Consider the following 23,678-nt stretch of genomic DNA (forward strand, 5'->3'; position numbering starts at 1 on the left):
CGGTGGTAGCAATTTTTCAATGAAGCGCCGCGATCTGCTGCGCATGATCGGCCTCACCGCCGGCAGCGCGGCCATGTATCAGGCGATGAGCAGCCTGGGATTCGCCGCGGAGTCAAAATTTAAGCAAACCACGGGATTACAGGGCGCACCGAAAGGGGCATCGGTACTGATTCTTGGGGCCGGGATCGCCGGCATGGTGGCGGCGTACGAATTGCGGCAGGCCGGCTACAAGGTGCAGGTGCTGGAATACAACCATCGGCCTGGCGGGCGTAACTGGTCGCTGCGCGGTGGCGATTCGTTTACCGAAATGGGCGGTCTCACCCAGCATTGCCGTTTCGACGACGGCCTTTACGTCAATCCGGGTCCCTGGCGCCTTCCTTATCATCACCATGGCATCCTGAGTTATTGCAAGAAACTCGGCGTGCCGCTCGAGTCCTACGTGCAGGTCAACTACAACGCCTATCTGCACAGTGCGAATGCGTTCGGCGGAAAGCCACAGCGCTACCGCACGATCAACGCCGACTATCGCGGACACGTCGCGGAGTTGCTGGCCAAGGCCACGCAAGGTGGCAAGCTCGATGCGCCGGTAAGCAAGGAAGACCAGGAACTGCTGCTGGAATCGCTGCGCGAATGGGGCGCGCTGGACAAGAACTTCGCTTATGAGCGCGGCACGACCAGCAGCAATCGTCGCGGCTTCGATAAAGACCCTGGCGGCGGCCTGTCCGCACGGCCGGTTCCGTCCACACCGCTAGGTCTGAAGGATGTGCTCGGCTCGCGTCTATGGTCGAACCTTTCCGCGGGTGAAATCTACGAGTTCCAGACCGCCTTGTTCCAGCCGGTGGGCGGCATGGGCCGTATCGGCGAGGCCTTCGGCCGCGAATTGAAAGAACTGATTCGTTACAACGCCAGGGTTACCGCGATCCAGCAGGACGACCACGGCGTCAGCGTCGCTTACGAGGACACGAACACACCGGGTCAGACGCTCAATGCCCGAGCCGACTGGTGCTTGTGCACGATTCCGCTATCTGTCCTGGCCCAGCTTCCGATGAACGTGAGCCAGCCCATGACGGATGCCATCAATGCCGTTCCGTACGCGGCATCGGTCAAAGTCGGCTTGCAGTTCAAGCGGCGCTTCTGGGAAGAAGACGAGCATATCTTCGGCGGCATCACCTATACCGATCTGCCGATCAGCAATATCAGCTATCCGAGCACGGGCTTTCACAGCAGCGGCAAGGGCGTATTGCTCGGCGCCTATATCTGGGGACTCAATGCGTATGAGTTCACCGCGATGACTCCCGAACAGCGCGTGCGCAAGGCCGTGGAATACGGCAACCAGATCCATCCGCAGTACAAGGAAGAATTCGAACATGGCGTCGCCGTGGGCTGGCATCGCTCGCCGTTCACCATGGGCTGCTTCGGCGTGTGGTCGGAAGAAGCGCGCGCCCAGCACTACGACAACCTGTGCAAGGTCGACGGCCGTATCGCGCTGGCCGGCGAGCACGCGTCCTATCTACCTGCCTGGCAGGAAGGGGCCGTAACCTCCGCGCTCGATGCCATCGGCCGCATTCACCAGCGCGCCATGTCGGGAGCCACGGCATGAACAACATGACGGCGAAACGCCCGTGGGTACGCGTGCTGTGCGGCACGGTCCTGCTGTGTTGCGCGACATCGCTGTATGCGCAGTCATCGGACAATAAGTACTACACGCCCGGAAACCTGGGCTCGGCCAATGGCGAAGCGATCTTCCAAAGTATCTGCCAGGGCTGCCATATGCACGACGCCAAAGGTGCGCAGGGCGCGGGAACCTATCCGGCATTGACCGGAAATCCCCGTCTGATTTCGCCGCAGTACATGGCCGCGGTCATTCTTAACGGACGCCGCGATATGCCGTCGTTCGCGATGGGTGGTGGCGACGGGGACCGCTTCCTCGACGACACCAAACTCACCGATGCGCAGATTGCCGAAGTGATCAATTACGTGCGGACGCATTTCGGCAATCCGTATACCGACCGCATCGGCACCGCCGAGGTCGCATCCATGCATCGTTGAGGGGCAAGTAGCCCGGAACGGGCGATTCCGGGCTCACGCGTCAGAAAACGTGGACGTATCCCACCACAAGGCGTGACTGGGTCGATGTGTCGACGAGTGGGCTTCGGGTTATCTCGCTGCCCAGATGTTCGACGGCCGCATCGACGAATACCGAATCGCGCGGAGCGACATGCCAGGCGGCTCGCATGCCGGCTTCGACATTGACTGTCGCGCCGGGACGATAGGCCGGGCGATCCGGACGCGCTTCGTCCGGCCGGACGCCAAAGTAGTAGTTCGTATATTTGCCGTCGAGGCTGATGGCCGCGAGCCTTGGCGTCATCTGGAAACGACCGTAGTTGAACGTTCGCTCCATGGTCAGACTGACCGTCATTGCTTTGCTATAGCCAGACACGTCGCCCGTCCATTCCGCGATGACATTCATCCATGGCGATCGCCATGTCGCGGACCCACCCATCCAGAATTTGTCGCGCCGCGGGGCCATACCGGCAAGAACGGGTGAGTCCGACGCGCGATAGCCGTCCCGCGACAACCGTGCAGTGAAGGCAAAAGCGATGGGGCCCGTGGGCGGAAGCATGAAACTGGCAGCCGGGCCGTACACGCTGACCCACTTGCTGTTGTAGATCAGCAACGGAATAACCCAACGCTGCGGACTGAATCGACGGTACGGCTTCTGGATGGCGATGGCGCTCACGCCCCATCCCCAACGAACGGCTTGCGTCTCGGTGGCATCGTCGGCCCAGGCCACGCGAGCGGGGATCATCGCCAACGCCAGCAATATCGCCAGCGTCGGCAGCGGCTGCTGGATTCTCGTTGTCAGTGGCAGTTCCGACGACGGTGTCCCGTCCCGTCGCATGGCGACGGGTGGCATTCGGGGGTCGATACCCATGGGACCGGATCGATGCGCGAGTACGGTGTTCACGTATCAGTCGAGCCTTGCCACCAGATCTTCCGCCCCTTTCCGGATGCCGGTTTTCGAAGCGGTCAACGCGCCGATACTGGATTTGACGTTCATGGCATTCGGATATTGCTTCGCGACATATGCAGCCAGCAGCCGGTTCGTCGTCGAATCGTAGATTTCGACGGCATAGCTGACCGAGCCACCCATCAGGCCTTCCTTGCCGCGTATGGACTGAACCACGTTGTACGGGCCGCCGCCGAGATCGAACTTCGTAAAGGTACCCAGGAACTGCTTGGTCGGCTTTGCACCGGTGAGCGTGAGCTCGATGCGGAGGCTGCCTGGACCCGCACGGTGCGTCGTGCCGAACTTGCTCTGCAATGCCTCGCTGAACTGCGCGCGCATGTATTCGGCCAGTACGCGTTTGTCGTCCTCCGACATATTCTCGAACTGGTTGTCCTGGCCGTGGTAAATGGCAACAGAGTCGACGACGGCACTTCCGTACCGGCTCCAGTCCGTCGCGGAGGTGTATTCGTACGGAATGCGTCCGGACGGGTTACTGCTTGGCTGCAGCCTTGTCGATGACGCCAGTTCCGAATAGGGGATCGGCCGCGTGGCGGCGCAGCCCCCAAGCCAGAGCGACGTGGCGGCCAGCGCCACCGTGTACATGATTGTGCGGTTCATTGTGCTGTCCTTGGGATCGGGAGACGTTGGGTGGGTTTGGCGCTGTCTTGCCGTGCTGTATCCACGCGCGGACGAATGCGTTTCGTCGACGCGGGCAAGCCTTCGGCGCAGCCCCTTTACGGGGCTGATACAATTAAGTTTTAACAAAACCGTACAGTACGGTACATTATTGATATCGCGCTTTTGGCTTGTCAAGCAAAAGCGTACACCCCGGTTCACTTACGAGAGGTAGGGATGAAAGTTCGGACAGACACCAAGCGGGCATCTATCGTGGAAACGGCCGCGGAGCTCTTTCTGGAGCTGGGTTACGAGCGGACGTCCATGAACGAACTGGCCAAGCGGCTTGGCGGGTCGAAGACGACGCTGTACGGATATTTCGAATCCAAGGAACAGCTCTTCGAGGCCGTCGTCCGGACATTCGCTACCGGTCACCTGGCCGAGGCCGCGCACGGCATGCAGGTGAACCATGTCGATGTGACGGAACTTCAGACGACGTTGCTTCGCTTCGCCGAGCGCATGCTCCGGGTGTTGACCGACGACGCGCGCGCCATGGCCTGCTACCGCATGGTGCTTGCGGAGGCGGGTCGTTCCAACGTCGGGCAGATGTTCTATGAGGCTGGTCCGAGCGAGGCGGTGTCGACGGTGGCCGAGGTGTTGGGCGCCGCGATGAAGCAAGGCATCCTTGCCAAGCACGATTCGCTCGTCCGCGCTCATCAGTTGCTGGCACTCATTACCGCCGAGATACAGCCACGGCTTTATGACCCGGAACCCTCGCCCATGGAACGTCCGGCCATTCGCCGCTTGACCAAACGCGCCGTCGACATGTTCCTTGGCGGTGCGCTGCCGCGGTAAGGTGCGTCGACTTATGACAGGAAGCAACCAGCAAATGATCGTCGACGGGCAGCTCGATAGCGTCGAAGGCAATCTCGTCCGCGGACGATTGGGCGAATCCGCCCGACTGTATCGCTTACGTATCGACGGCCGTTGGTATTTTTGTACGGCCAGCCGTTTCGCCAGCAGCAAAGAGGCCGGGACGGTATTGCGCCATGTCCGGTTGCCGATGCGGGTAACGGCGGCTACCCATGTCTCCCACGGTCGCGGCGGCCTGTACTGGCTCTATATCCACGACACGGGCGACGCGCTGGAACCGGCCACGTTCAAGCGAGCGGGAATATCCCTGCTGTTTATTCTGCTCGCCGCGTTGCTGGGGCTTGCATTGTTTTTCGGCTGGCCCTGGATCAACCGATTGCCAACGTTTGCTTTCGCCGTTTTGTTGCCGGTAACGCTCGCGCTGATGATTGCGGCACTCGCCAGCACGGTGTTCGCGGTGTTCGGAATGGCGGATATCGTCAGCCTCCTTCGGCCGCGTCGTGTGCGCGCCTATCGCGCCTACCTGAATTTGCGGAAGGCACTCACCCATGCCAATTGAGCTGGTCAATGTCGGCGGAACGGTCGCCAGAGTGCGGGATCGCACCGTGGGCATCGAGGGAGGGACAAGCACGGGAGATGCTCCGTCCTACGTTACAACCCGGTACTTCAACGAAATCGAGATCGACGTAAGCGAGTCGGCGACACCTCTGGCCGTGCTGGCTCGCTGGCCCGACCGCCTGTTTCTCCAGAACGGCGATCGCATCGTAACCGCCGGCAACCATGAGCAAGGCAAATTCCAGGTACTGGCCCTGTGCAACCTGACGGATGGCTCGAACTACCTGTTCAGCGGCTCGCCTTCGCGGCGGCGAAAACTCAAGCGTATGTTGGCTCCGCTCTTGCCCAACGGCACGGCGGAGCATTGGTTGTCTGCTTGAAAAGAGGTGACTTCGGAAAACGGACACATAGAAGCTTCACAAGGTGCCGCTTCTGTTGCCTGGATATTGCAGCCTGATCGATTCGGCCAGGTCGCCGGCATCGCCGCTGCGGCCATGCACGCCGACGATATGATCGACCGCGAGCTTCTGTTGTGCGATCAATCCCGCCAGTTCTTTGCCGCCCTCGAAGGCAGGAGGAATAGGACCCACTTCAGGCAGATAGAAAAGATCGCCCTGGAAAAGAGTTCGGGCCTGCGGTGCATAGCCCACCAACATGGTGGATGCGTGTGTACTGGTGAGCGGGTAAACCACGACTTTGGTATGGCCCAGATCCAGTTCGCGTGCACGGGTGATTTCCTGCAGGTGCAGATCGACCTTGTCACCGAACTGGCGGCGGAGCGCTATCCCCGCCCGAGCACCGGCAAGCACCTGTACGCCGTCACCGACATAGACCGGCAATCCCGCCACATGATCACCATGCACATGCGACACGACGACATAGGCGATTGGTTTGCCGGGCGCGGCTCGCTGGATCAGCGCCTTGACCTGTCTTGCCTCTTCGACGCCGACCGGAGCATCGAACACGGCAATGGATCGCTCGCCGACGACGAAGCCGGTGTGGTACCCCGATGGTGTGCCGTCCACTCGCCAGGCGCCGTGGCCAAGATCGGTGGCGCGCAATGCGCCCCGGGACTGCTTTTCCACATAGCCGTCGGGCAACTGAAAAGCAGCAGGCGGGATCGTGGTCAACGGTCGGGCTGAAACGGCCGTCCAGTCCGCAATACGCTGTCCATTACGGAAGCGCTGCACGTGAGACGGCTGGCTCAGCTTCTCTTGAACCCGATAGTCGGCATAGGTGTAGCGGTCCTTGTCCACTTCCGCGGCAACGACTTGTGCGCGCACAGGTTCGATCGTGAGTTTGACGGCGCGTTTGGCGTCGTCGTCATATGTCACTGTCACGCCGTCCGCGCCGCTGTTGGCCACCGTTTCGTGAGCCATGGCGTCGTTGAGTAACAGGGCGGGCGACAGCAGCAACAGATCCGCGCCATCGCTCCTGGCCTGATCCGCCGGGTCGCGGAGAATCTCAATGCCTTCGCGCCAGTGCATCGGATCCACGGTGGCTTCGCCATCGCGCGAGCCAATGGTGAGAAAACGAAATTCGATGTTGCCGGGGTAGTGCGTGTCGGTCTTTAGTCGGTAGTGCCCGTCGTTGGCCCAAAGCACAGATTGCTGTGCACCGATCTCCGCCACCGCCGTGGCGGGATCGCGTGCTTGCTCTGGTGAATAGCGGATACCGCGCATCTGCAGTTCAACAGCGACCGTGCGGGGTGGAAGCGCCAGCTGGGCCGTCGCGCGCTTCAGAATCGATTGCGCGGAGAGCGTCTCCGAGGCATGGGCCAGTTCCGGCATATACGCGCCGATGAGACAACTCGTTAACGCAAACGCCATAACGCGCATGGGTGATTTCTCCATAAAAGGGTGTCACGGATTCCGATCGCTGCACGCGCGGAAGCGACAACGACCGTGGCTATTTCTTCCCCGGCGTCCTGGCATCCGCAGCCGCTTCTTCGGCTTCCGCTTTCAGATACGCCGCATAACCCTTTGCTTCGTTGGCCTGGCAGGTAATGTGGATCGTCACCTCGTCGCTGACCTGAGGGACGAACTTGCCCAGGCCGAAGTCCGAGCGCTTCAGCGTCGTCGTCGCTTCAAAACCCACCGCGGGCAAGTTGAGCCTCGGATTCGTTCCAACCTTGTTGATGGTGACGTCGAGCGTCACTGGCCTGGTCACGCCACGCACGCTGAAGTTGCCCGTGACCTTGAGTCGATCCGGCATCGAGGTTTTCTCTACCCTGGTGCTTTCGAAGGTCGCGGTCGGGTACCTGGCCAGGTCGAAGAAAGCGGTCGAACGAAGATTTTCGTCCAGATCGGGCACGCCGCTGCTCACGTTGGCCATCTGGATCGTGGCTTTCACGAACGACCTGGCTGGATCGGCCGGATCGAATTCCAGCGTGCCCTCGACCCGGCTGAACTGCGCGGTCGGATACGAGAAGCCCAGATGGCCCCAGCGAATGGTCCCCTCCGCATGGTTGGACTCCAGCGTATAGGTCGTGGCGCAGAGCGAGAAGGATGCGAGGGCGAACACGGCGGCGAAAGCAGAACGGCGGATCATGCGGCGAACTCCTGTGATGGATAGAGACGTGCCGAAGCACTGTGCTCATGTGCCCACGGGAAGTCCTGAAATCGCTCTGAATCGGCCTGAAGGCTTCTGAATCGCTCATCGCGGATCGTGGTTGTTGTCGTCCAGGAACGTTGATGCGAAGATCGGCGAGCCATACGTTTATGGCGATAACTTATTGAGTTATATGCCGTCTGAAAGGGAGCGCCCAGCCAAGGCAACGCTGCGCATCGGCGATTGGACCGTCCATCCGATGGCCGACAAGATGTCGCGCGGCGAAGAAACCATTCGGCTGGAAACCCGCACCATGCGGCTCCTGCTATGCCTGGCCGACAGGGCCGGCGAAGTGGTCAGCATCGACGACTTGCTGAGCGAGGTCTGGGCTGGCGTTATCGTCACGCCCGACTCGGTCTATCAGGCGGTGACGTCGCTGCGACGCCTTCTGGGAGACGATTCCAGGAAACCGACCTATATCGCGACGGTACCGCGACGCGGATATCGCCTGATCGCGCCCGTCGACGCGCAAGCGGATGAATCCGTTTCGCACGCCGACGCACCGGCCGTCCTCGTCGGAACATCCATGCCGCCGCGTGATGGCATATCGGGAATGGGCGCACGCCCTCTTATGCGTATCGCACTGATCGCCGGAGCCGTTCTGCTTCTGGGCGCCCTTGCTACTTCGTATCTGTTCCTCCGCGACCGCTCCTCCGCCCAGGCCGTTGCCTCGACCGAGGTGGCGCGGAGTTCAAAGTCGATTGCCGTACTGCCCTTTCTCGATCTGACCGATGCCATGAACGAAGAGCCCTTTGCCGATGGCATGACGGAGGAGCTGATCGACAAGCTGAGCAAATATCCAGGCCTGCACGTATCGGCGCCGACTTCTTCGTTCTATTACAAGGACAAGCAGGTGCCGGTGGCCGACATCGCCAGATCGCTCGGCGTGATCTATGTGCTCGATGGAAGCGTGCGTAAATCCGGCAGCACCATGCGCGTCTCGGCGCGACTGGTTCGTGCCGGCGACGGTTTCGTGGTTTGGTCTGAAACCTATGATCGCCCCTTGGGCGATAAGCTGAAGGTGCAGGACGAGATTGCCAATGAAGCCGCCAAAGCGCTGAAGCCGTCCATCGAATGACGATCCCCGGCATACGGCAATGTTCCCTACCCTGAAGCAATGACTTTGCCTGCTTGAAAGGCACCGTAGTCATTCGAATCCGCACCCGGCACTCAGGGATCGCGATTGAAAGCGCTCCTATAAAAGAATCGTCCGCGTTGTCGACCGTTTTATCGGTTACGCATTCTGGCGGCCGCGCAAAAATGTGCCGCTACGGGTGAAAGGGCTTGTCGTGGGTACGCCAGAAGCAACTCGGCACGCTCCGGGATGTCCGGCAGCGCCTTGAAGACAACGCCGCCCGGCAGCACGGCCCTGGCCGAATCGGGTGCGATCGTAATACCCAGGCCCGCTTTGACCAGACTGATGACGGATGGCCAGGAACTCGCCTCATGAACGATATGAGGTGAGAAGCCAGCTTCGATACACAGGCTCGTGATGGTGTCGTGCAGACTGGGCGCCACGTGCCGCGGAAACAGAATGAAGGGCTCAGCCGCCAGCGCGGTAAGCGTTACGCGCTTTTTCTTCGCTAGTGCATGCCCCGCTGGCACCGCCAGCACAAAGCGCTCCCGCGACAACAATTCGACATCGACACCAACGTGTTGAAACGGCGCGCGAACGATCGCGATGTCCAGGTCGCCATTGACGAGTGCCGCACCGATGTCGAGTGCATCGCGATCGTCCAGCCGCAGTACGACATGAGGATGTCTGGCGCGAAAACGTTGGACGATTCCCGGAAGTACGCCGAATGCGGATGACGCACCGAATCCGACGCGCAGCAGACCGGCCTCCCCTTCGGCCACGCGCTGCACGAAGGCTACAACTTCGGCTCGCTTGGCGAGCAACGCCCGTGCCTGTTCCAACAGATGCGTGCCGGCTGGCGTCAGCGTGACGCGACGACTCGAGCGCACCAGCAGCTGCGTTCCCAGCTCCATTTCCAGTTTGCGGATCTGCTGACTGAAAGGCGGCTGAGCCATGCGGACGCGCTCCGCCGCCCGGCTGAAGTGCAGCTCCTCGGCTACCGCAACGAATAACTGCAATTGGCGGAACTCCACGATCCATACTCCCTGAGTATCGATAGATACTCGAGGATATATTGGTACTACATGATGGGTCCACCTAGAATGATTCGCATATCGGGCGAATCGGGGCTGAGTGTCGGTGACGTGTGCGATGCCCACGCCGGTCGACGTGCACCGGTGCGTCGACCGTCACACTTATGCCGTCGGGATTCCTTATGAAGCCTCTACTTTTCGCCAGTTTGTGGATGGCCCTTCTTGGCGCGGTGTCGCCGCCTGCACTCGCCGACACCGGTCCGGTCTCAAGCGCTTCCGCCATCGGCAATAGCGCCGACAAAGACAAAGCACTGCAGGCACGCCTCGACTTCGCCGAGCAGCACTATCGCTACCCCGAGCGGATCAAGGACACGCTGATCAATCCCCAGTGGCTTCGCGACAGCGACCGCTTCGTGTACTGGTCGGCAACAGGGTCGCATCCCGATACCTGGGTGATGGTGGATGCGCGCACCGGTGCGGACGAACCGTTGATCGATGTTGCCGATCTGCACGCGCAGTTGAATCGCATCGCCGGAAAGCAGATAGCGGCGCCGAGCAATCCCCTCTATGCAATATCACCCGACCAGCAACAGATCGTCTTCCGGCATCTGAATCGCACTTATGCGCTGACTCTCTCCAACCGACGCATCATGGCGCTCGCGCCGACCGATCCGCTTGCCCTGGCGCTGTCGCCCGATAGCGTCGCCTCCTCCGACCGGAAGGCCTTCGCGATACAACGAGAGACAGGATTCGCTGTAGTGAACGCCAATGGCCATGCGCTTGTCGAGCGCACCGGCCAGGAAAACCATGAATGGCAGATTCCCCCAAAAGCCTGGTCGCCGGATAGCCGGGTGTTGATGGCCTGGCGCAACGACAGTCGCGCCGTGCACAAAATACCGATCGTCGACTACTCCAGCGCCATCGAGAAGGTAGCGATGGTGCCGTACGCCAAATCAGGAACACCTCTTGTTCGTCAGGAGCTCTATGCCGTCGATCCGGCAACCGGGCGAGTCGCACGAATGTCGATGCCCGATGGTGAAACCTACAACTGGTTAGCCGGATGGCGTCCAGATGGTAGCGAAGCCTTGCTGCTCCAACTATCGCGTGACGGCAAACGGCTGGATCTGTCGGCGGTCGATCCTCGTAGTGGCAAGACTCGCCTTGTACTGCACGAAGAACGACCGCAAAGTTTTGTGGGCGCGCTCGACTTCGCCACGGAAGGCTGGGCGATGCAGGTGACCCCGCTGGATGACAATCGGCACTTCCTGTGGATATCGGAACGTGACGGCTGGCGCCACGTTTATTTATACGACTACAGCGGCAAGCTCATACGTCAGGTCACCCACGGAGACTTTCCGGTGCATCGGGTGATGGGGCTGACACCGGACAAGCAGGCCGTTCTGGTGGTTGCTTCCGCCGACAAGAGCGCTCCCTATGATCGCCTGCTGTATCGGGCGGCCCTGGATGGAAGCGCCATGGAACGGTTGACGCCGGATCCAGGCATCCATCGCATTATTCCATCGCCATCGATGCGCTATTACATCGATGGCCATGCCACGCGTACGCAGCCGCGGGTATGGGATGTGAACGCCGTCGACGACAAGACGTCATTTCGCTATGCGAAGGCGGATGCCAGTGCTTTGGCGAAAATCCACTATGCGCCGCCCGAAGGCATCACCGTACTTGCCGCCGACGGCGTGACACCGTTGTATGGCGTGCTGTACAAACCGTGGAACTTCGATCCGCGCAAACGCTATCCGGTCATCGATTGCATCTATGCCGGTCCGTTCATCGCGGTAGTGCCCTGGTCTTACGCGGGATCGGGCGAAGCCAGCCCTAATGCCGCCGCCGCACTGGCTCAGCTGGGTTACATCACATTGGTGCTCGATGCGCGCGGTACACCGGGGCGCGGCAAAGCCTTTCAGGACGTGAATTACGGCCGGGTGGGTCAGACGGAAATTCCCGACCACGTCGCCGCGTTACGGCAAGCGGCGGCAAGCCGGCCTTATATGGATATGGACAAGGTCGGTATTTATGGTGCTTCCTGGGGTGGTTATTTCGTCCTGCGCGGCATGCTCACCGCACCGGATTTTTTCAAAGCCGGTTACGCGGCAGCACCCGGCGCGCCGGACGAAGATGCGTTGGTCAACGAACCCAATCTCGGGCTCCCGGGAGTCAATCCGGAAGCTTATAAAGCCGGCTCCAACGAACTGATCGCCGACCGCCTTCGTGGCGCGCTTCGCATCATGCACGGCACCAGCGATATCGACGCACCGCTATCGACCACGATGCGCATGGCCGATGCCCTTATCCGTGCGGACAAACGATTCGAGTTGCTGATCATGCCGGGCCAGCCGCACAACGCTGTCGGCCCCGCACGCCGGTATGCCAACGATGACGCGAGGATGTTCTTCCTCAGAACGCTACCGCCGCCTGAAGCTGGGCCCGATATATCTTCTTCGAGCGACGCGGTGACAGTTCTTGAACGCGATGGCGGGATGCTAACCCGATAGCGATCCCCTTGTAGGAGCGCTCTTGAGCGCGATAGCCGACGGAGCGGAGACGCCATGCGTTGCAACGCCAGCCCGTAGATCGGAGCTAGCGAATGTGAGCATCCGTTTCTACGCTCCGTCGGCTATCGCGCTCAAGAGCGCTCCTACGGGGAATCCGGATGCCAGGACTGTGACGGCAAGCAAGCCTTTCACCGATGCCCTCACCCTCAAACAACGCGTGCTACCGACGATTCAGCAGTCGACGCCCGGGGGATTGCATCTCTCTGGCTTTCAAGTATACGCTGTATACATGACTCGCTTAACCACCGCCGAGAAGATCCTTCGGGTTGCGCACAGGCTATTCGACCGCAAGGGCGCGGAAGCCGTGACCATGCGCCGCGTAGCCGACGCGGTAGGCATCACGCCGATGGCGATCTATCGTCATTTTCCTACCCGCGAAGCGCTACTGAAGAGACTCTCCGACGATAGCTTCAATGCGGTCGCACACGAGTGGGAAGCGCGCCGCGCACATAGCCCCGATGTGCTCACGCGGCTGACGGCGCTGGTGGAGCCTTATCTCGATTACGCGCTGGCGCATCCGCACCTTTTCGACCACGCTTTTTCTGTGCGTCGCGACGATGCGCGGCGCTATCCCGAGGATTTTCGTGCGGGCCTTTCACCTACCTTCAATGTCGCGCTCGACGCGGTCATCGAAGGCATGGCTCAGGGCGTGCTGAAACAAGACGACCCGTACGACGTCACGATGGCTATATGGGCGCAGCAGCATGGCCTGATCGCCCTCTATCGCGCCGAGCGCTTCAGTTTCGACGAGGCGCAGTTCCGCGCCTTCTATGCACAATCGCTGAGGAGGCTGATCGATGGCATCAAAGCATGATGGTTTCGTACGGCCGGCCTGGTGGATAGCGACAGCATTGGCGGCGCTGGGCTGGTGGTTCGGGAGTGGGCTGCAACCGATATGGTGGCTGACCTGGCTCGCGCCGCTACCGGTGTTGTGGCTTGCCCCCCGGGTTCGTGCACCCTGGGCGGCGCTGGCAGCCCTTGTGGCATTTGCGGTCGGCGGTCTCAATCAGTGGGCTTATCTGCACACGTACATCGGGCTGCCCCTGCCGATCATCGTGAACGCCATCGGCATGCCCAGTGTCGCGATGACGTTATGCGTTCTGCTGTTCCGGCGACTGCTTCTACGTGGCCACATCGTGGCGGCGGCATTGGCTATGCCGACGGCATGGATCGCCGTCGAATACGTCAACAGCCTGCTTTCGCCGCATGGCACGTTCGGCAGCATCGGCTACACGCAGATGGATGCTCTTCCCATTCTTCAGGTTGCCGCCGTCACGGGCATCTGGGGCATCGGCTTCCTCGTGTTTTTGTTGCCGACCGCTATCGCAGTGCAAGTGGCGCCGCAAGCCACGAAACGCGGCCGCCTCGCGGTCGCCGCGATAGCCGTGTTATCGATCGTCGTTACCGTCGCCTGCGGCAGCTGGCGGCTGCACGCGCCGCCTTTGACGACGCTGCGCATCGGATTGGTGTCGCTGGAAAAACCGATCCGGCCCTCCTTGAGCGATACGGATGGTCAGACGCTGGCAGCGCGCTACGTCGACGCCATCGACCGCCTCGCGAACGAGGGTGCCCGAATAGCAGTGATTCCGGAAACATCCTTCGCCACGACCGATGCGACCGTCCCGATGTTCGTGGCGCTGGCGACGAAGCACAATATGACCGTGGGCGTCGGCATCGATTTCAAGGGCGATCCGCGCGCCGAACGCAACATGCTGACGGTATTCCAGCCCGGCGCCATCTCGCCAGTCACATACGACAAACATCATCTGATACCCGGGTTCGAACACCAGTACACACCGGGCGACAGCTATAGCTTACTTGCCGGCACTCCGCGCATCGGATTGGCGATTTGCAAGGATATGGATTTCCACGATACCGGCCGCGCCTATGCGTTGCGCGATGCGCAATTGCTGCTCGTACCCGCATGGGATTTCAGCATAGACGGCTGGCTTCATAGCCGCATGGCGATCATGCGTGGCGTGGAAAGCGGTTTCGCCATCGCACGTGTGGCCCGTTCCGGCCGCCTTACGCTGAGCGACGATCGCGGTCGCGTGGTGGCAGAGGCTTCCAGCGAGAAGCACGACGCCGAACTGGTGGGCGATCTGCCCCTACACGAAACGCAAACGCTGTATGCGCGATGGGGCGACTGGTTCGTCTGGCTCGACCTGATCGCCCTGGTGGCATGGCTGGTACTGGCCTTAAGGCGCCAGAGTCCGCCAGGGACTAGTCCGCCGCGTTAGCCTGAGTACGCAATGCACCGGGCGGCTGACCCACGATGCGTTTGAAGGCACGACTGAATGCGGCCAGCGAGCCATAGCCCAACCGGAACGCAACGGTTTCGATCGATTGCCGGTCGTGACCGATCCATTGCGTTGCCAGACGCATGCGCAACTCCGTCAGATAGCGAACGGGAGTCATGCCGGTCACGGCAAGGAAGCGCTCCGCGAACACGGAGCGGGAACTATCCATTTCCGCAGCAAGCTCCGCGACGGTCCAGTTTCTCCCCGGATCGCGATGCAGCGCGAGGATGACTTTGCCCAGCCGGGGATCGCGCAACGCTTGCACCCAGCCAGTGGCATCGCCGCAGCCGCACTCCACCCATCCGCGCACGATGAAAGCGGACACCACGTCGGCGAGCCGGGCAAGGATGCCGGCAAAGCCCGCGCGCCTGAACTGCGATTCGCGTTCCATCGCATCGAGCATCGCGCGGAGCTCGGGATAGCGATCCAGAAGCGTGCCGACCAGCATCACCTCGGGCATGGAGGCCACGAGCAGTTGCATGCCGCCCAGATCGAACTCCATGCAACCGCTGAAGATCAGCGCACCGCTGCTGCATGAGGCCGCGTTGTCCGTGTTCGACCTGACGGCGCGAACGGTGGCGCAGAGATCGGTCGTCTCGAACACCGCGATGTCCTGGCAGGAAACCTCCGGGGACGAGAGAAGCGCGTGCGCTCCGCTATGCGGTAACAACGCGGCGTCGCCCGTTTCCAGGCGATGAAGCGCCCCGCTGGCACTCCGCAGAAACACCGGGCCACGGCCGATGAAATGAAATTGCGCGCGCCCCGGCACGGTGCCGAAACCAAGGCCGAACGGCGGTGCCATCTCGATCCGTTTGTACTGCACGCCAACCAGTCGCATCCCCAGGAGCAGCTCGCTGGCCAGGTCGTAGGTGTCGGAAGGCTGGGACAGGGGTGTGGCCATGGGAATCGGACGATTAATCAATAATTGCGGAGTCCACATCATAGACCGTCCGACGACCGCCTCCTACCCTTCGACTTCTTTTTTCGCAAACGCTTTAGAAATGGAAGCCCATAGATGAATGCATGCGTGCAAGCCACCGTGACCCCCGCGGAGGAAAAGCCCGCCTGGGGCGCCGTTTTCTCATTGTCGCTTGGCGTCTTCGGACTGGTTACGGCAGAGTTTTTACCGGCCAGCCTGCTGACGCCGATGGCGTCGAGCCTGGGTGTCACCGAAGGCATGGCGGGCCAGACGGTGACCACGACCGCCGTCGTCGCCATGGTGACCAGTCTGTTGATCGCCACGGCGACGCGAAAGATCGACCGGCGATGGGTGTTGCTGGCTTTCTCCGTGCTGCTGATCGTCTCGAATCTGCTGGTCGCTTTCGCGCCGAACCTTTGGGCCATTCTGGCTGGCCGCGTGCTGCTTGGCGTCGCGATCGGCGGGTTCTGGACGATGTCCGCGGCAACGGCCATGCGTCTGGTGCCGGAGGCATTGGTGCCCCGGGCGCTGTCGATCATGTTCAGCGGCGTGTCCCTCGCCACGATTGCCGCCGCGCCGCTCGGCAGCTACCTCGACGGCATCATCGGCTGGCGCAATGTCTTCCTGCTGGCGGTGATTCTGGGCGTGCTGGCCCTGGTGTTGCAGCTTCTGACTCTTCCCAGGATGGCGCCCAATGGTGCGACGCGCCTGGGCACGCTGATCGAAGTGCTGCGGCGTCCCGGCATGGGACGGGGCATGATCGCCTGCACCCTGGTGTTCACGGGCCACTTTGCCTTCTTCACCTATCTGCGTCCCTTTCTCGAAGGCGTGACAGGCGTGGGCGTGACGGGTGTTTCGGCCATCCTGCTCGGGTTCGGCGTGGCGAACTTCCTCGGCACCTCGCTAGCCGGCCTGCTGCTGGAACGAAGCTTGCGCCTGACACTGATGGTCATGCCGTTGGCGATGGCCCTCATCGGGTTCTGCCTGGTCGCGATGGGGCGGATTCCCGTTGCGCATGCCGTCCTGGTATCGCTGTGGGGCATGGCGTTCGGCGCGGTGCCCGTTGCCTGGTCCACCTGGATTACACGGACTATTCCCGATGAGGCGGAAAGCGGTGGCGGCTTGTTCGTCGCAGCGGTGCAATTCGCCATCTCCATGGGTGCGGCCGCCGGCGGCGTCCTGTTCGACATGAGTGGCGCGAAGGGCGTATTCGGCGGAAGCGCGCTGGTTCTTTTCGCTGCGGCCCTGATCATCTCGCTGAAATTCAGAACCCAGCCGGCGCTTGCTACGTCATGAATGAGGCAAACGCGATCTATTGGGTCAAGGACTTCGCTATCGACGCGTACTTTAGCGATCCCGTGGGTGAAGGGTAATAGTGACGCTTGCCAACTTTACTGCCTGAAAATCCACCTCGCTGTCCGGCCGATAGGCGATATCGAGGTGTTGCGGATTGATCCAGGTCATTGTCACGGCTTCAAGCACAGGATACGCAGCCTTTATATGGGAAAAACTGGCGATCAGCTGATAATCGTCGCGCCCCTTCTGCACGAGCGTAACTTGGGTGGAAACCCAAGCGTTACCCGGGCCGCCTTGCTGGACGGTTTCGGCGTGCGACGTCCATCTTCCATCCTGCGATGTCGAATCCGCTTTCCAGATAACTGCCTGATCGGAGTAGCACCCCGTTAAAAGGGACGACAGCATGATCGCTGCCGCTGCACAGAGAAGTAGCCGGCCAACTGTCGCGCAACTCTTCTTCATACGATTCACATTACCGCCCTGGGACGCGACAGAGCGTCCCGTTCCATTGGTCATTGTAGCCGTGGGTGATGTTCCTGACATTGTCTGCTGGAATGGAAAACCGGGACGCGAATAGTTAAGCCATCTTTACCACCTTCGCCCCTTTTGGGAGAGGCCATGGAAGAAGAAAGAACCAGCGTGACGTCGGCCAGGGCGCTTGTGAATCAGGCATGGTCCAGTCCGATGAGCTACGAACCCTTATGGGAAGCTCGCACCTTGCTTGAGAACGCACTAAAGGTCGATCAAGACAATGTGGTTGTTCTGACGTGTCTCGGCGCCGTGCTCTGCGATCTCCACCTGCACCCGGAAGCACGGACAGTCCTGGAGCGAGCAGTGCGGTTAGGATCAACCGATCGAAATACATTCTTCAATCTTTTCGTTGCAACGATCGATTCCACGACCCGGAAAAATGCGCGCGCCGTACTCGACCGAGGCGCGCATCTCGATCGCAACGAAGCCACCTGGGAGGCGTATTTCGATGCGCAAGCGCGGTAGTTCATCGCGGGGATGGAAGGCTTGCTACCTGGACGAGTTTGGGCTTCGCGTTCGATCCGAATGCGGACATTGCATTACACGCATCACGACTCCATCTGCTCCCGCGCATACCGCGCGGGCGGCCGTCCGACATAACGGGTGAATGCAACACTGAACGTGCTTGCGGAGCTGTAGCCAACGCGTTCCGCAACTTCGGCGATGCCACCTTCCTTCCGACGCAGCAGGTTCTTTGCCAAAGCCATGCGCCAGGCGAGCAGGTACTCCATTGGGGGGACGCCTACTGCGCGGTTGAATCGCTCGAAGAATGCCGAGCGGGAAAGGGCTGCCTCTTTCGCCAGTTGCACAACTGTCCATGACCGGGTCGGACTTTCATGCATCCGTCGTATCGCGACCGCGAGGCGTTCGTCGGCAAGCCCGCGCAACAGGCCTGGCGATGCCGCAGTCCCCGCCGTGGAGCGGAGGGCTTCGATGAGAAGAACTTCCAGGAGTCGTGCGAGGACGACATCCCGTGCGGGCCGCAACGCGCGCGATTCATCTCCTACAAGCTGCACGAGGGTGGCCAGCCTCCTCTCACCACGAACGTGCACGAGTTGCGGAAGCAGCGAAACCAGCAAGGCTGCATCCGGCGAACCAAAGACGCAGTAGCCAACCAGCAATCGAACGTCGGGCGGCCCACCTGGAACGCCGTGCCTGAATTCGCCGTTGAGCAACTCGACGGGAGGGGTATCGATGTCCTCCGATACTGGGGGCTCGAAGCTCGACATAGTGAAGCCATACGCCGAGGGGATCAGAACAAAGTCGCCCTCCCGGAGGCTGATAGGTTCATGCCCGTCGACCGCCACGCGGCACGATCCGTCGAGGATCACGCAATAGAAGGGCCGCCCGGCCTCCGAGCGGCGAACGCTCCAGGAACCTGCGCAGCTGACGACCTTCGAGAACGGGGCACCCGGTTGGAGCAGCACGACTACTTCGGTGAGCGGGTCGACCATTTCCGGACTCCTGCAAACAAAACATGGACTCCTGATTGTAGTAGGTCCGGCTTCCGCGACCTATCGTCTCGATACCGCAAACCATCACCAGGAGCCCCCATGAAAACCGTACTGATCACCGGATGCTCGTCCGGGTTCGGCCTCGAAACCGCCCGGTACTTCCTTGATCGCGACTGGAAGGTCATCGCCACGATGCGCACACCGCGCGAGGACGTTCTGCCGCGTTCCGAGCACCTGCGTGTGCTCGCCCTCGATGTCACCGATCCGGAAAGCATCCGTCAGGCCGTGGAGGCCGCAGGGCCGATCGACGTCCTGGTCAACAACGCAGGAATCGGCATGCTGGGTGCCCTCGAAGGCACCTCGATGGAAACGGCCCGCGATATTTTCGAAACGAACACCCTCGGGACGATGGCGATGACCCAGGCAGTGCTGCCTCAATTCAGGCAGCGCAAGGCAGGCGTCATCGTGAACGTCACGTCGAGTGTGACGTTGAAACCGCTCGCTCTGCTTTCCGTATACACCGCAAGCAAGGCGGCGGTGAACGCGTTCACGGAATCTCTTGCGCTGGAGCTCGAACCATTCAATGTTCGAGTGGGCCTGGTGCTTCCAGGACGGGCTCCGGCGACCCGCTTCGGTGAGAACGCACAGCCCCGGATACAGGGTGGCATCCCCGAGGCTTATGCCGGCTTGGCGCAGAGTGTCTTCGCGGGATGGACGCAATCGTCGTCCGCGGTTACCAGGTCGCTGGACGTGGCGGAAGCGGTGTGGCGTATGGCGAACGATCCATCGTCCCCGATTCGTGTGGCCGCCGGCGCTGACGCCCTGGCGTTGGCTGAGGCAGGTTGAACTCAGAGCGCCCCTTGATCGGGGCGCTGCGGTTTCCGTATCGGAGATGGGAGGGGATGACTATGCCTCGGTTACAGACATCCAGCCACTGCGGGCCGCGATCACCGCGATCGGATGAAATCGACAATAACCCTGCCGCTGCTTTTCTTTGTTGAAGGAGCATTTACGCTTGAGGATCCGGATCGGAATCCTTCCGAGGATAAATTCGGACCAAGCGCTCTGAGCACCTGGACAAACGGCGATCTTTTAACCGTGCATATGCTGGACACGAACCAGGTAAGTCGAGCACCTTCGCCATCTCAATGCTCGACGAAATCAGGAACCATGATCACCGGATACGGATACGCGAGGAGCGCCTTAGCCCCATGAAAGTGCCTGAAAGCGGAATGCCTGAGGAACAGGACTGGGCGCGGTTCTTCGATGTCGAAGGCGCGATGGATGCCTTCCTCGCCGGCGAGCGTGCCGTCAAACAAGCCGTGGAATTCGGTTGCGGCTACGGCACCTTCACCGTCGCGCTCGCGCGCCGGTCGAATGGCCACGTGACCGCGTTGGATATCGAGCCGGAGATGGTCGCGGCTACCCAGGGCAAGGCTGTACTGAACGGCACGACCAATATCCATGCGCGGCAGCGCGACTTCATCACAGGTGGCACCGGACTGGCGGCGGCGAGTCAGACCGATGCGCTGGTTTTCAACATTCTGCACCTCGAACGGCCTCTCGCGCTTTTGCAGGAGGTGCATCGCGTCCTTCAGCCAGGCGGACAGATTTCGCTTATGCACTGGCGAACCGACGTGCCGACACCCCGAGGCCCGCCCTTGTCGATTCGACCGACACCCAGCCAGTGTGAGCAGTGGCTTGTCGAGACCGGCTTTTTACACGTTCATCCGGTCGACCTGACGAAGAGCTGTCCCTATCACTACGGGCTAATCGCCACCCGATAGGCCGGCCGGCACGCTCACACGGTACGGGGCGCGAACAGGATGACCGACGCGCCGGCCAGGCAAATGGCGCCACCCACGACGTCCCAGCGGTCGGGCCGAATGCCTTCGACTAACCAAAGCCTAGCAGCGAGGCGGCTATGTAGACGCCCCCGTATGCCGCGTAAGCGCGGCCCGCCGCATCGGTATCCGTACGGGAAAGAAGCCACGCGAACAGCGCCAACGAGCCCATCGCCGCGACCGCGATCCAGGCCGTTTTGTGTTGTCGTTGCCACACCCAGAAGCCAAAGCAACCGGCTATTTCGGCAATGGCGGCCAGGACGTAAATCAAGACAGCTTTGGACACCATGTGCTCGCGCCGAAAAACGTCAGTCTACCCGCGGTCGACCGTCGCGACGCAGGTACGCAAGCCCGATTGGAAGCGCGACGGTTGCAACCAAATTGCCTGCTCATGCATCTGAGCGCAGGACCCCATGTTGCGATCGCGAACCTTTCATGAAGAATCACCTGCTGCTGCCCTGCGCAACTCTCTTGCTGTGGAACCTGTGCGCCCAGGCTCAGTCGACATCGGCACCAGCTTCCGCCGAAGCGACGCCGTCCGCGCTTCAAGCGCGGATCACCAGGGTTGAGCAGGGACTCTCCACACGCGTCGTGGTCAAGGGTTCGCCGGATCAGAAGATGACCCTGAAGGAGCGCATGGCCTTCTATCAGGTTCCCGGGATCAGCATTGCCCTCATCAATCATGGCCGGATCGAATGGGCACGTGCCTATGGCGTGGCCGATATCGCCAGCCAGCGGCCCGCGACCACGACGACGCTGTTCCAGGCCGCTTCGATCAGCAAGGCGGTCAGCGCCATGGGAGCCTTGCACCTGGTCGAACAAGGCAAGCTCTCGCTGGACGGGGACGCGAATCGCCAGCTTGTGTCCTGGAAGATCCCGCAGAACGAGTTCACCCGGGACAAGGCGGTCAGTCTGCGCATGCTGCTCAATCACAGCGCCGGCATAACGGTGCATGGTTTCAAGGGCTACGCGCAGGGGCAAGAGCTGCCCACCTTGTTGCAGGTGCTGAACGGTGCGGCGCCGGCGAACTCCGAGCCAGTCCGGGTCGACATCGCCCCCGGTAGTACCTGGCGCTACTCGGGCGGCGGTTACAGCATCGTCCAGTTGATGATGAGCGAAGCCAGCGGGCAGTCGTTCGACCAATACATGAAAGCAGCGGTCCTGGATCCGCTGGGGATGGTCCAGAGCACCTTCGTCGCGCCGCTGCCAAGCGCCTGGCGCGACCTGGCGGCCACGGCCTACGACGGCCACGGCAAGACCGTCGCGGGTCAATGGCATAACTATCCGGAGTCCGCTGCGGCTGGCCTCTGGACCACGCCCAGCGACCTGGCGCGTGTGGTGATCGAGGTTCAGCAGGCGGAAGCGGGTAAATCCGGCAAGATCCTGTCGCGCGGCATGACCTCGACCATGCTGACCCGCGGCCTGGGTGAATACGGCCTGGGTTTCTTCGTCGAAGATCTGGGCGACCGCACCAGCTTCAGCCACAGCGGCGGCAGCGAAGGATTCCGCACTCAGCTTTATGGCTACACCCGCTCCGGCCAGGGCGTGGTGGTGATGACCAACAGCGACAACGGCGCCGCCCTCATCGACGAGGTCCTGACCAGCATCGCCGCCGAATACGGCTGGTCCGAGTTCCATGTGATCAAGAAAACCGCGATCGCTGGCGATGCCGATGCAAATAAACAGTTGGCAGGCGATTATCAGTTGGTGAACCTGCCCGCCCACATTGTCGCCGAAGGCAAACGACTCTACTTCCAGAGTGAATTGTTCGGCGCCAAGCCCATGGAGCTGTTTCCGGAGTCGAAGACCGCGTTCTTCATGACAGCACAGGACATGTCGATTCGCTTCGAACGAAGCGACGACGGCGCAATCGCCGGATTCAAGCTCGTTCGTGGGGCGAATACCTACCCGGCCACAAAGACCAGGTAGAAAGAAGCGCCCTCCTGAAGCGTCAGCTGCTGCTTCGCACCGGCCGATAACAGCCAGTTGGGCCGTGGTGGGTAGCGATCAGCGCGACCGGATGAACTCGACAAATGCCCGTAACGGAGCAGGCAGATGGCGGCGTCCGGGGTAGTAGAGAAACGGGCCGGTAAACGTCTGCCACCATGGTTCCAGCACAGGCTCGAGCGCACCGCTGTCGAGGTGGGGGCGCAACCAGTCCTCGAACAAATGGATCACGCCCAGACCCCCCACGGCGGCTTCGACGGCGAGATCGACCGCAGCACCCAGGCGAACCAGCAACGGGCCGGTGGGATCGACGCGTACGATTTCGCCGTCGCGTTCAAACTCCCACGTGGGAATGGCGCCGCTGGCAAACTGCCCGCGCAGGCAGGCGTGACCAAGCAGGTCGCGCGGGTGTTCCGGTCGACCTCTTGCATTGAGATAGTCGGGTGACGCGGCGGTCGCGAAGCGCTGAAAGCGCGGGCCGATAGGCAACGCGATCATGTCCTGCTCGAGCCGTTCGTCATAGCGAATGCCGGCATCGCAGCCCGCCGCCAGCATGTCGACAAAGCTGTCCTCCACGATCACGTCCAGCCTGATCTCGGGATAAGCCTTGAGGAAGGGCGTGACGATCGAAGGAAGGACGAGACGGGCGACGGTGGCGGGTACGTTGAGCCGGAGCGTTCCCGTCGGCCGGTCCCGGAAACTGTTGACGACATCCAGTGCCGCTTCCACTTCGCCAAGAGCCGGCACGAGTCGTTCGGCAAGGCGGGCTCCGGCCTCTGTCGGCAGGACACTGCGAGTCGTACGGTTGAGTAGCCGGACGCCCAGACGGGTTTCCAGGCGCCGCACGGCTTCACTCAGACTCGAGGCGGAGGTGCCACTTGCGCGGGCTCCTTCACGGAAGCCCTTCGCCTGCACCACCGCCAGAAACGCAAAGAGATCCTGGAGCTCTGTCGTCATTGTTCGGCATTCCGCACAACCCGTGCCGATTTCACCAGATTATCGTCCAGCCAGTCAGTGCCTATAGTCGTGTCGTGTCCACATT

At 61.3% G+C, this 23,678-nt stretch carries 23 protein-coding genes and 1 pseudogene; 14 read left to right on the top strand and 10 right to left on the bottom strand.

Annotated features, from left to right (window positions below):
• The first annotated feature begins 19 nt into the window (after positions 1-19).
• Positions 20-1,600 (top strand): flavin monoamine oxidase family protein, encoded by a 1,581-nt coding sequence (locus EC912_RS07980; RefSeq protein WP_132142604.1) that lies wholly within the window; start codon positions 20-22, stop codon positions 1,598-1,600.
• Positions 1,597-2,049, top strand: a complete 453-nt coding sequence (locus tag EC912_RS07985; protein WP_207906787.1) for a c-type cytochrome — start codon at positions 1,597-1,599, stop codon at positions 2,047-2,049. The genes EC912_RS07980 and EC912_RS07985 overlap by 4 nt, the downstream gene beginning before the upstream one ends.
• A gap of 40 nt (positions 2,050-2,089) precedes the next feature.
• On the opposite strand, the gene EC912_RS07990 is transcribed toward EC912_RS07985, so the two are convergent.
• Both EC912_RS07990 and EC912_RS07995 read right to left on the bottom strand, forming a co-directional pair.
• The gene (locus tag EC912_RS07990) at positions 2,090-2,968 is read right to left on the bottom strand and encodes a MipA/OmpV family protein (protein ID WP_132142606.1); all 879 of its coding nucleotides are present in this window, start codon (positions 2,966-2,968) and stop codon (positions 2,090-2,092) included.
• Positions 2,969-2,971: 3 nt separating this feature from the next.
• Positions 2,972-3,628, bottom strand: a complete 657-nt coding sequence (locus tag EC912_RS07995; RefSeq protein ID WP_207906788.1) for a DUF3313 domain-containing protein — start codon at positions 3,626-3,628, stop codon at positions 2,972-2,974.
• A gap of 234 nt (positions 3,629-3,862) precedes the next feature.
• On the opposite strand from EC912_RS07995, the gene EC912_RS08000 reads away from it, so the two are divergent.
• From EC912_RS08000 to EC912_RS08010, 3 genes are read left to right on the top strand one after another with little or no spacing between them, the layout of a single operon-like run.
• The gene (locus tag EC912_RS08000; protein WP_132142608.1) at positions 3,863-4,480 is read left to right on the top strand and encodes a TetR/AcrR family transcriptional regulator; all 618 of its coding nucleotides are present in this window, start codon (positions 3,863-3,865) and stop codon (positions 4,478-4,480) included.
• 13 nt (positions 4,481-4,493) lie between these two features.
• Positions 4,494-5,057, top strand: coding sequence for a hypothetical protein (locus EC912_RS08005; protein ID WP_132142611.1), 564 nt, complete (start codon positions 4,494-4,496; stop codon positions 5,055-5,057).
• Positions 5,047-5,433, top strand: a complete 387-nt coding sequence (locus tag EC912_RS08010) for a hypothetical protein (RefSeq protein ID WP_132142613.1) — start codon at positions 5,047-5,049, stop codon at positions 5,431-5,433. Before EC912_RS08005 ends, EC912_RS08010 begins: the two co-directional genes overlap by 11 nt.
• Before the next feature lie 36 nt (positions 5,434-5,469).
• On the opposite strand, the gene EC912_RS08015 is transcribed toward EC912_RS08010, so the two are convergent.
• Both EC912_RS08015 and EC912_RS08020 read right to left on the bottom strand, forming a co-directional pair.
• A complete protein-coding gene (locus tag EC912_RS08015) occupies positions 5,470-6,891 on the bottom strand; it encodes an MBL fold metallo-hydrolase (protein WP_165973536.1) in 1,422 nt (473 codons plus the stop codon).
• Between the two features lie 70 nt (positions 6,892-6,961).
• On the bottom strand, positions 6,962-7,603 hold the full coding sequence (locus tag EC912_RS08020) for a YceI family protein (protein WP_132142617.1): 642 nt from the start codon (positions 7,601-7,603) through the stop codon (positions 6,962-6,964).
• A gap of 193 nt (positions 7,604-7,796) precedes the next feature.
• Here EC912_RS08020 and EC912_RS08025 point away from each other — a divergent pair, with 193 nt between their 5' ends.
• On the top strand, positions 7,797-8,741 hold the full coding sequence (locus tag EC912_RS08025) for a winged helix-turn-helix domain-containing protein (RefSeq protein ID WP_132142619.1): 945 nt from the start codon (positions 7,797-7,799) through the stop codon (positions 8,739-8,741).
• Positions 8,742-8,890: 149 nt separating this feature from the next.
• On the opposite strand, the gene EC912_RS08030 is transcribed toward EC912_RS08025, so the two are convergent.
• Positions 8,891-9,772, bottom strand: a complete 882-nt coding sequence (locus EC912_RS08030; RefSeq protein WP_132142621.1) for a LysR family transcriptional regulator — start codon at positions 9,770-9,772, stop codon at positions 8,891-8,893.
• Positions 9,773-9,954: 182 nt separating this feature from the next.
• On the opposite strand from EC912_RS08030, the gene EC912_RS08035 reads away from it, so the two are divergent.
• The 3 genes from EC912_RS08035 to EC912_RS08045 all read left to right on the top strand — a co-directional run bounded on the left by EC912_RS08035 (position 9,955) and on the right by EC912_RS08045 (position 14,585).
• The gene (locus tag EC912_RS08035) at positions 9,955-12,285 is read left to right on the top strand and encodes a S9 family peptidase (RefSeq protein WP_207906789.1); all 2,331 of its coding nucleotides are present in this window, start codon (positions 9,955-9,957) and stop codon (positions 12,283-12,285) included.
• Between the two features lie 94 nt (positions 12,286-12,379).
• Positions 12,380-13,159 (top strand): TetR/AcrR family transcriptional regulator, encoded by a 780-nt coding sequence (locus EC912_RS08040; protein ID WP_243649189.1) that lies wholly within the window; start codon positions 12,380-12,382, stop codon positions 13,157-13,159.
• On the top strand, positions 13,143-14,585 hold the full coding sequence (locus EC912_RS08045) for a nitrilase-related carbon-nitrogen hydrolase (RefSeq protein ID WP_132142623.1): 1,443 nt from the start codon (positions 13,143-13,145) through the stop codon (positions 14,583-14,585). Before EC912_RS08040 ends, EC912_RS08045 begins: the two co-directional genes overlap by 17 nt.
• Here the strand turns inward: EC912_RS08045 and EC912_RS08050 are convergent.
• The gene (locus tag EC912_RS08050) at positions 14,569-15,546 is read right to left on the bottom strand and encodes an AraC family transcriptional regulator (protein WP_207906790.1); all 978 of its coding nucleotides are present in this window, start codon (positions 15,544-15,546) and stop codon (positions 14,569-14,571) included. The two genes, EC912_RS08045 and EC912_RS08050, sit on opposite strands and share 17 nt — an antisense overlap.
• A gap of 114 nt (positions 15,547-15,660) precedes the next feature.
• On the opposite strand from EC912_RS08050, the gene EC912_RS08055 reads away from it, so the two are divergent.
• Positions 15,661-16,860, top strand: coding sequence for an MFS transporter (locus EC912_RS08055; RefSeq protein ID WP_132142627.1), 1,200 nt, complete (start codon positions 15,661-15,663; stop codon positions 16,858-16,860).
• A gap of 51 nt (positions 16,861-16,911) precedes the next feature.
• On the opposite strand, the gene EC912_RS08060 is transcribed toward EC912_RS08055, so the two are convergent.
• A complete protein-coding gene (locus EC912_RS08060) occupies positions 16,912-17,265 on the bottom strand; it encodes a hypothetical protein (RefSeq protein ID WP_132142629.1) in 354 nt (117 codons plus the stop codon).
• A gap of 213 nt (positions 17,266-17,478) precedes the next feature.
• Here EC912_RS08060 and EC912_RS08065 point away from each other — a divergent pair, with 213 nt between their 5' ends.
• A complete protein-coding gene (locus EC912_RS08065) occupies positions 17,479-17,856 on the top strand; it encodes a UDP-N-acetylglucosamine-peptide N-acetylglucosaminyltransferase (RefSeq protein WP_132142631.1) in 378 nt (125 codons plus the stop codon).
• Positions 17,857-17,939: 83 nt separating this feature from the next.
• Here EC912_RS08065 and EC912_RS08070 read toward each other — a convergent pair whose 3' ends face one another.
• The gene (locus EC912_RS08070) at positions 17,940-18,845 is read right to left on the bottom strand and encodes an AraC family transcriptional regulator (protein WP_132142633.1); all 906 of its coding nucleotides are present in this window, start codon (positions 18,843-18,845) and stop codon (positions 17,940-17,942) included.
• A gap of 99 nt (positions 18,846-18,944) precedes the next feature.
• Here EC912_RS08070 and EC912_RS08075 point away from each other — a divergent pair, with 99 nt between their 5' ends.
• Both EC912_RS08075 and EC912_RS08080 read left to right on the top strand, forming a co-directional pair.
• Entirely contained in the window at positions 18,945-19,691 is a 747-nt protein-coding gene (locus EC912_RS08075) for an SDR family oxidoreductase (protein WP_132142635.1), read from the top strand.
• 302 nt (positions 19,692-19,993) lie between these two features.
• Positions 19,994-20,632 carry a class I SAM-dependent methyltransferase gene (locus EC912_RS08080; RefSeq protein ID WP_243649190.1) on the top strand — a complete coding sequence of 213 codons (639 nt, stop codon included), beginning with the start codon at positions 19,994-19,996 and terminating at the stop codon, positions 20,630-20,632.
• Positions 20,633-20,646: 14 nt separating this feature from the next.
• Here EC912_RS08080 and EC912_RS08085 read toward each other — a convergent pair.
• Positions 20,647-20,978, bottom strand: a pseudogene (locus EC912_RS08085) (YnfA family protein).
• A 146-nt stretch (positions 20,979-21,124) separates the two neighbouring features.
• Here EC912_RS08085 and EC912_RS08090 point away from each other — a divergent pair.
• Entirely contained in the window at positions 21,125-22,618 is a 1,494-nt protein-coding gene (locus tag EC912_RS08090; RefSeq protein ID WP_132142637.1) for a serine hydrolase domain-containing protein, read from the top strand.
• A gap of 78 nt (positions 22,619-22,696) precedes the next feature.
• On the opposite strand, the gene EC912_RS08095 is transcribed toward EC912_RS08090, so the two are convergent.
• Positions 22,697-23,593, bottom strand: coding sequence for a LysR family transcriptional regulator (locus EC912_RS08095; RefSeq protein ID WP_132142639.1), 897 nt, complete (start codon positions 23,591-23,593; stop codon positions 22,697-22,699).
• Between the last annotated feature and the right edge of the window lie 85 nt (positions 23,594-23,678).

This window comes from Luteibacter rhizovicinus (genome assembly GCF_004342265.1).
Lineage (GTDB): Bacteria > Pseudomonadota > Gammaproteobacteria > Xanthomonadales > Rhodanobacteraceae > Luteibacter > Luteibacter rhizovicinus_B.

What these genes read in the sequence shown, in the direction of transcription:
- EC912_RS08020 (WP_132142617.1), bottom strand. Translation starts at nt 7,603, where the DNA reads ATGATCCGCCGTTCTGCTTTCGCCGCCGTGTTCGCCCTCGCATCCTTC.
- EC912_RS08065 (WP_132142631.1), top strand. Translation starts at nt 17,479, where the DNA reads ATGGAAGAAGAAAGAACCAGCGTGACGTCGGCCAGGGCGCTTGTGAAT.
- EC912_RS08060 (WP_132142629.1), bottom strand. Translation starts at nt 17,265, where the DNA reads ATGCTGTCGTCCCTTTTAACGGGGTGCTACTCCGATCAGGCAGTTATC.
- EC912_RS08035 (WP_207906789.1), top strand. Translation starts at nt 9,955, where the DNA reads ATGAAGCCTCTACTTTTCGCCAGTTTGTGGATGGCCCTTCTTGGCGCG.
- EC912_RS08080 (WP_243649190.1), top strand. Translation starts at nt 19,994, where the DNA reads ATGCTCGACGAAATCAGGAACCATGATCACCGGATACGGATACGCGAG.
- EC912_RS08010 (WP_132142613.1), top strand. Translation starts at nt 5,047, where the DNA reads ATGCCAATTGAGCTGGTCAATGTCGGCGGAACGGTCGCCAGAGTGCGG.
- EC912_RS08090 (WP_132142637.1), top strand. Translation starts at nt 21,125, where the DNA reads ATGAAGAATCACCTGCTGCTGCCCTGCGCAACTCTCTTGCTGTGGAAC.
- EC912_RS08045 (WP_132142623.1), top strand. Translation starts at nt 13,143, where the DNA reads ATGGCATCAAAGCATGATGGTTTCGTACGGCCGGCCTGGTGGATAGCG.
- EC912_RS08000 (WP_132142608.1), top strand. Translation starts at nt 3,863, where the DNA reads ATGAAAGTTCGGACAGACACCAAGCGGGCATCTATCGTGGAAACGGCC.
- EC912_RS08075 (WP_132142635.1), top strand. Translation starts at nt 18,945, where the DNA reads ATGAAAACCGTACTGATCACCGGATGCTCGTCCGGGTTCGGCCTCGAA.
- EC912_RS08025 (WP_132142619.1), top strand. Translation starts at nt 7,797, where the DNA reads ATGCCGTCTGAAAGGGAGCGCCCAGCCAAGGCAACGCTGCGCATCGGC.
- EC912_RS07980 (WP_132142604.1), top strand. Translation starts at nt 20, where the DNA reads ATGAAGCGCCGCGATCTGCTGCGCATGATCGGCCTCACCGCCGGCAGC.
- EC912_RS07985 (WP_207906787.1), top strand. Translation starts at nt 1,597, where the DNA reads ATGAACAACATGACGGCGAAACGCCCGTGGGTACGCGTGCTGTGCGGC.
- EC912_RS08095 (WP_132142639.1), bottom strand. Translation starts at nt 23,593, where the DNA reads ATGACGACAGAGCTCCAGGATCTCTTTGCGTTTCTGGCGGTGGTGCAG.
- EC912_RS07995 (WP_207906788.1), bottom strand. Translation starts at nt 3,628, where the DNA reads ATGAACCGCACAATCATGTACACGGTGGCGCTGGCCGCCACGTCGCTC.
- EC912_RS08070 (WP_132142633.1), bottom strand. Translation starts at nt 18,845, where the DNA reads ATGGTCGACCCGCTCACCGAAGTAGTCGTGCTGCTCCAACCGGGTGCC.
- EC912_RS08005 (WP_132142611.1), top strand. Translation starts at nt 4,494, where the DNA reads ATGACAGGAAGCAACCAGCAAATGATCGTCGACGGGCAGCTCGATAGC.
- EC912_RS08055 (WP_132142627.1), top strand. Translation starts at nt 15,661, where the DNA reads ATGAATGCATGCGTGCAAGCCACCGTGACCCCCGCGGAGGAAAAGCCC.
- EC912_RS08050 (WP_207906790.1), bottom strand. Translation starts at nt 15,546, where the DNA reads ATGGCCACACCCCTGTCCCAGCCTTCCGACACCTACGACCTGGCCAGC.
- EC912_RS08015 (WP_165973536.1), bottom strand. Translation starts at nt 6,891, where the DNA reads ATGCGCGTTATGGCGTTTGCGTTAACGAGTTGTCTCATCGGCGCGTAT.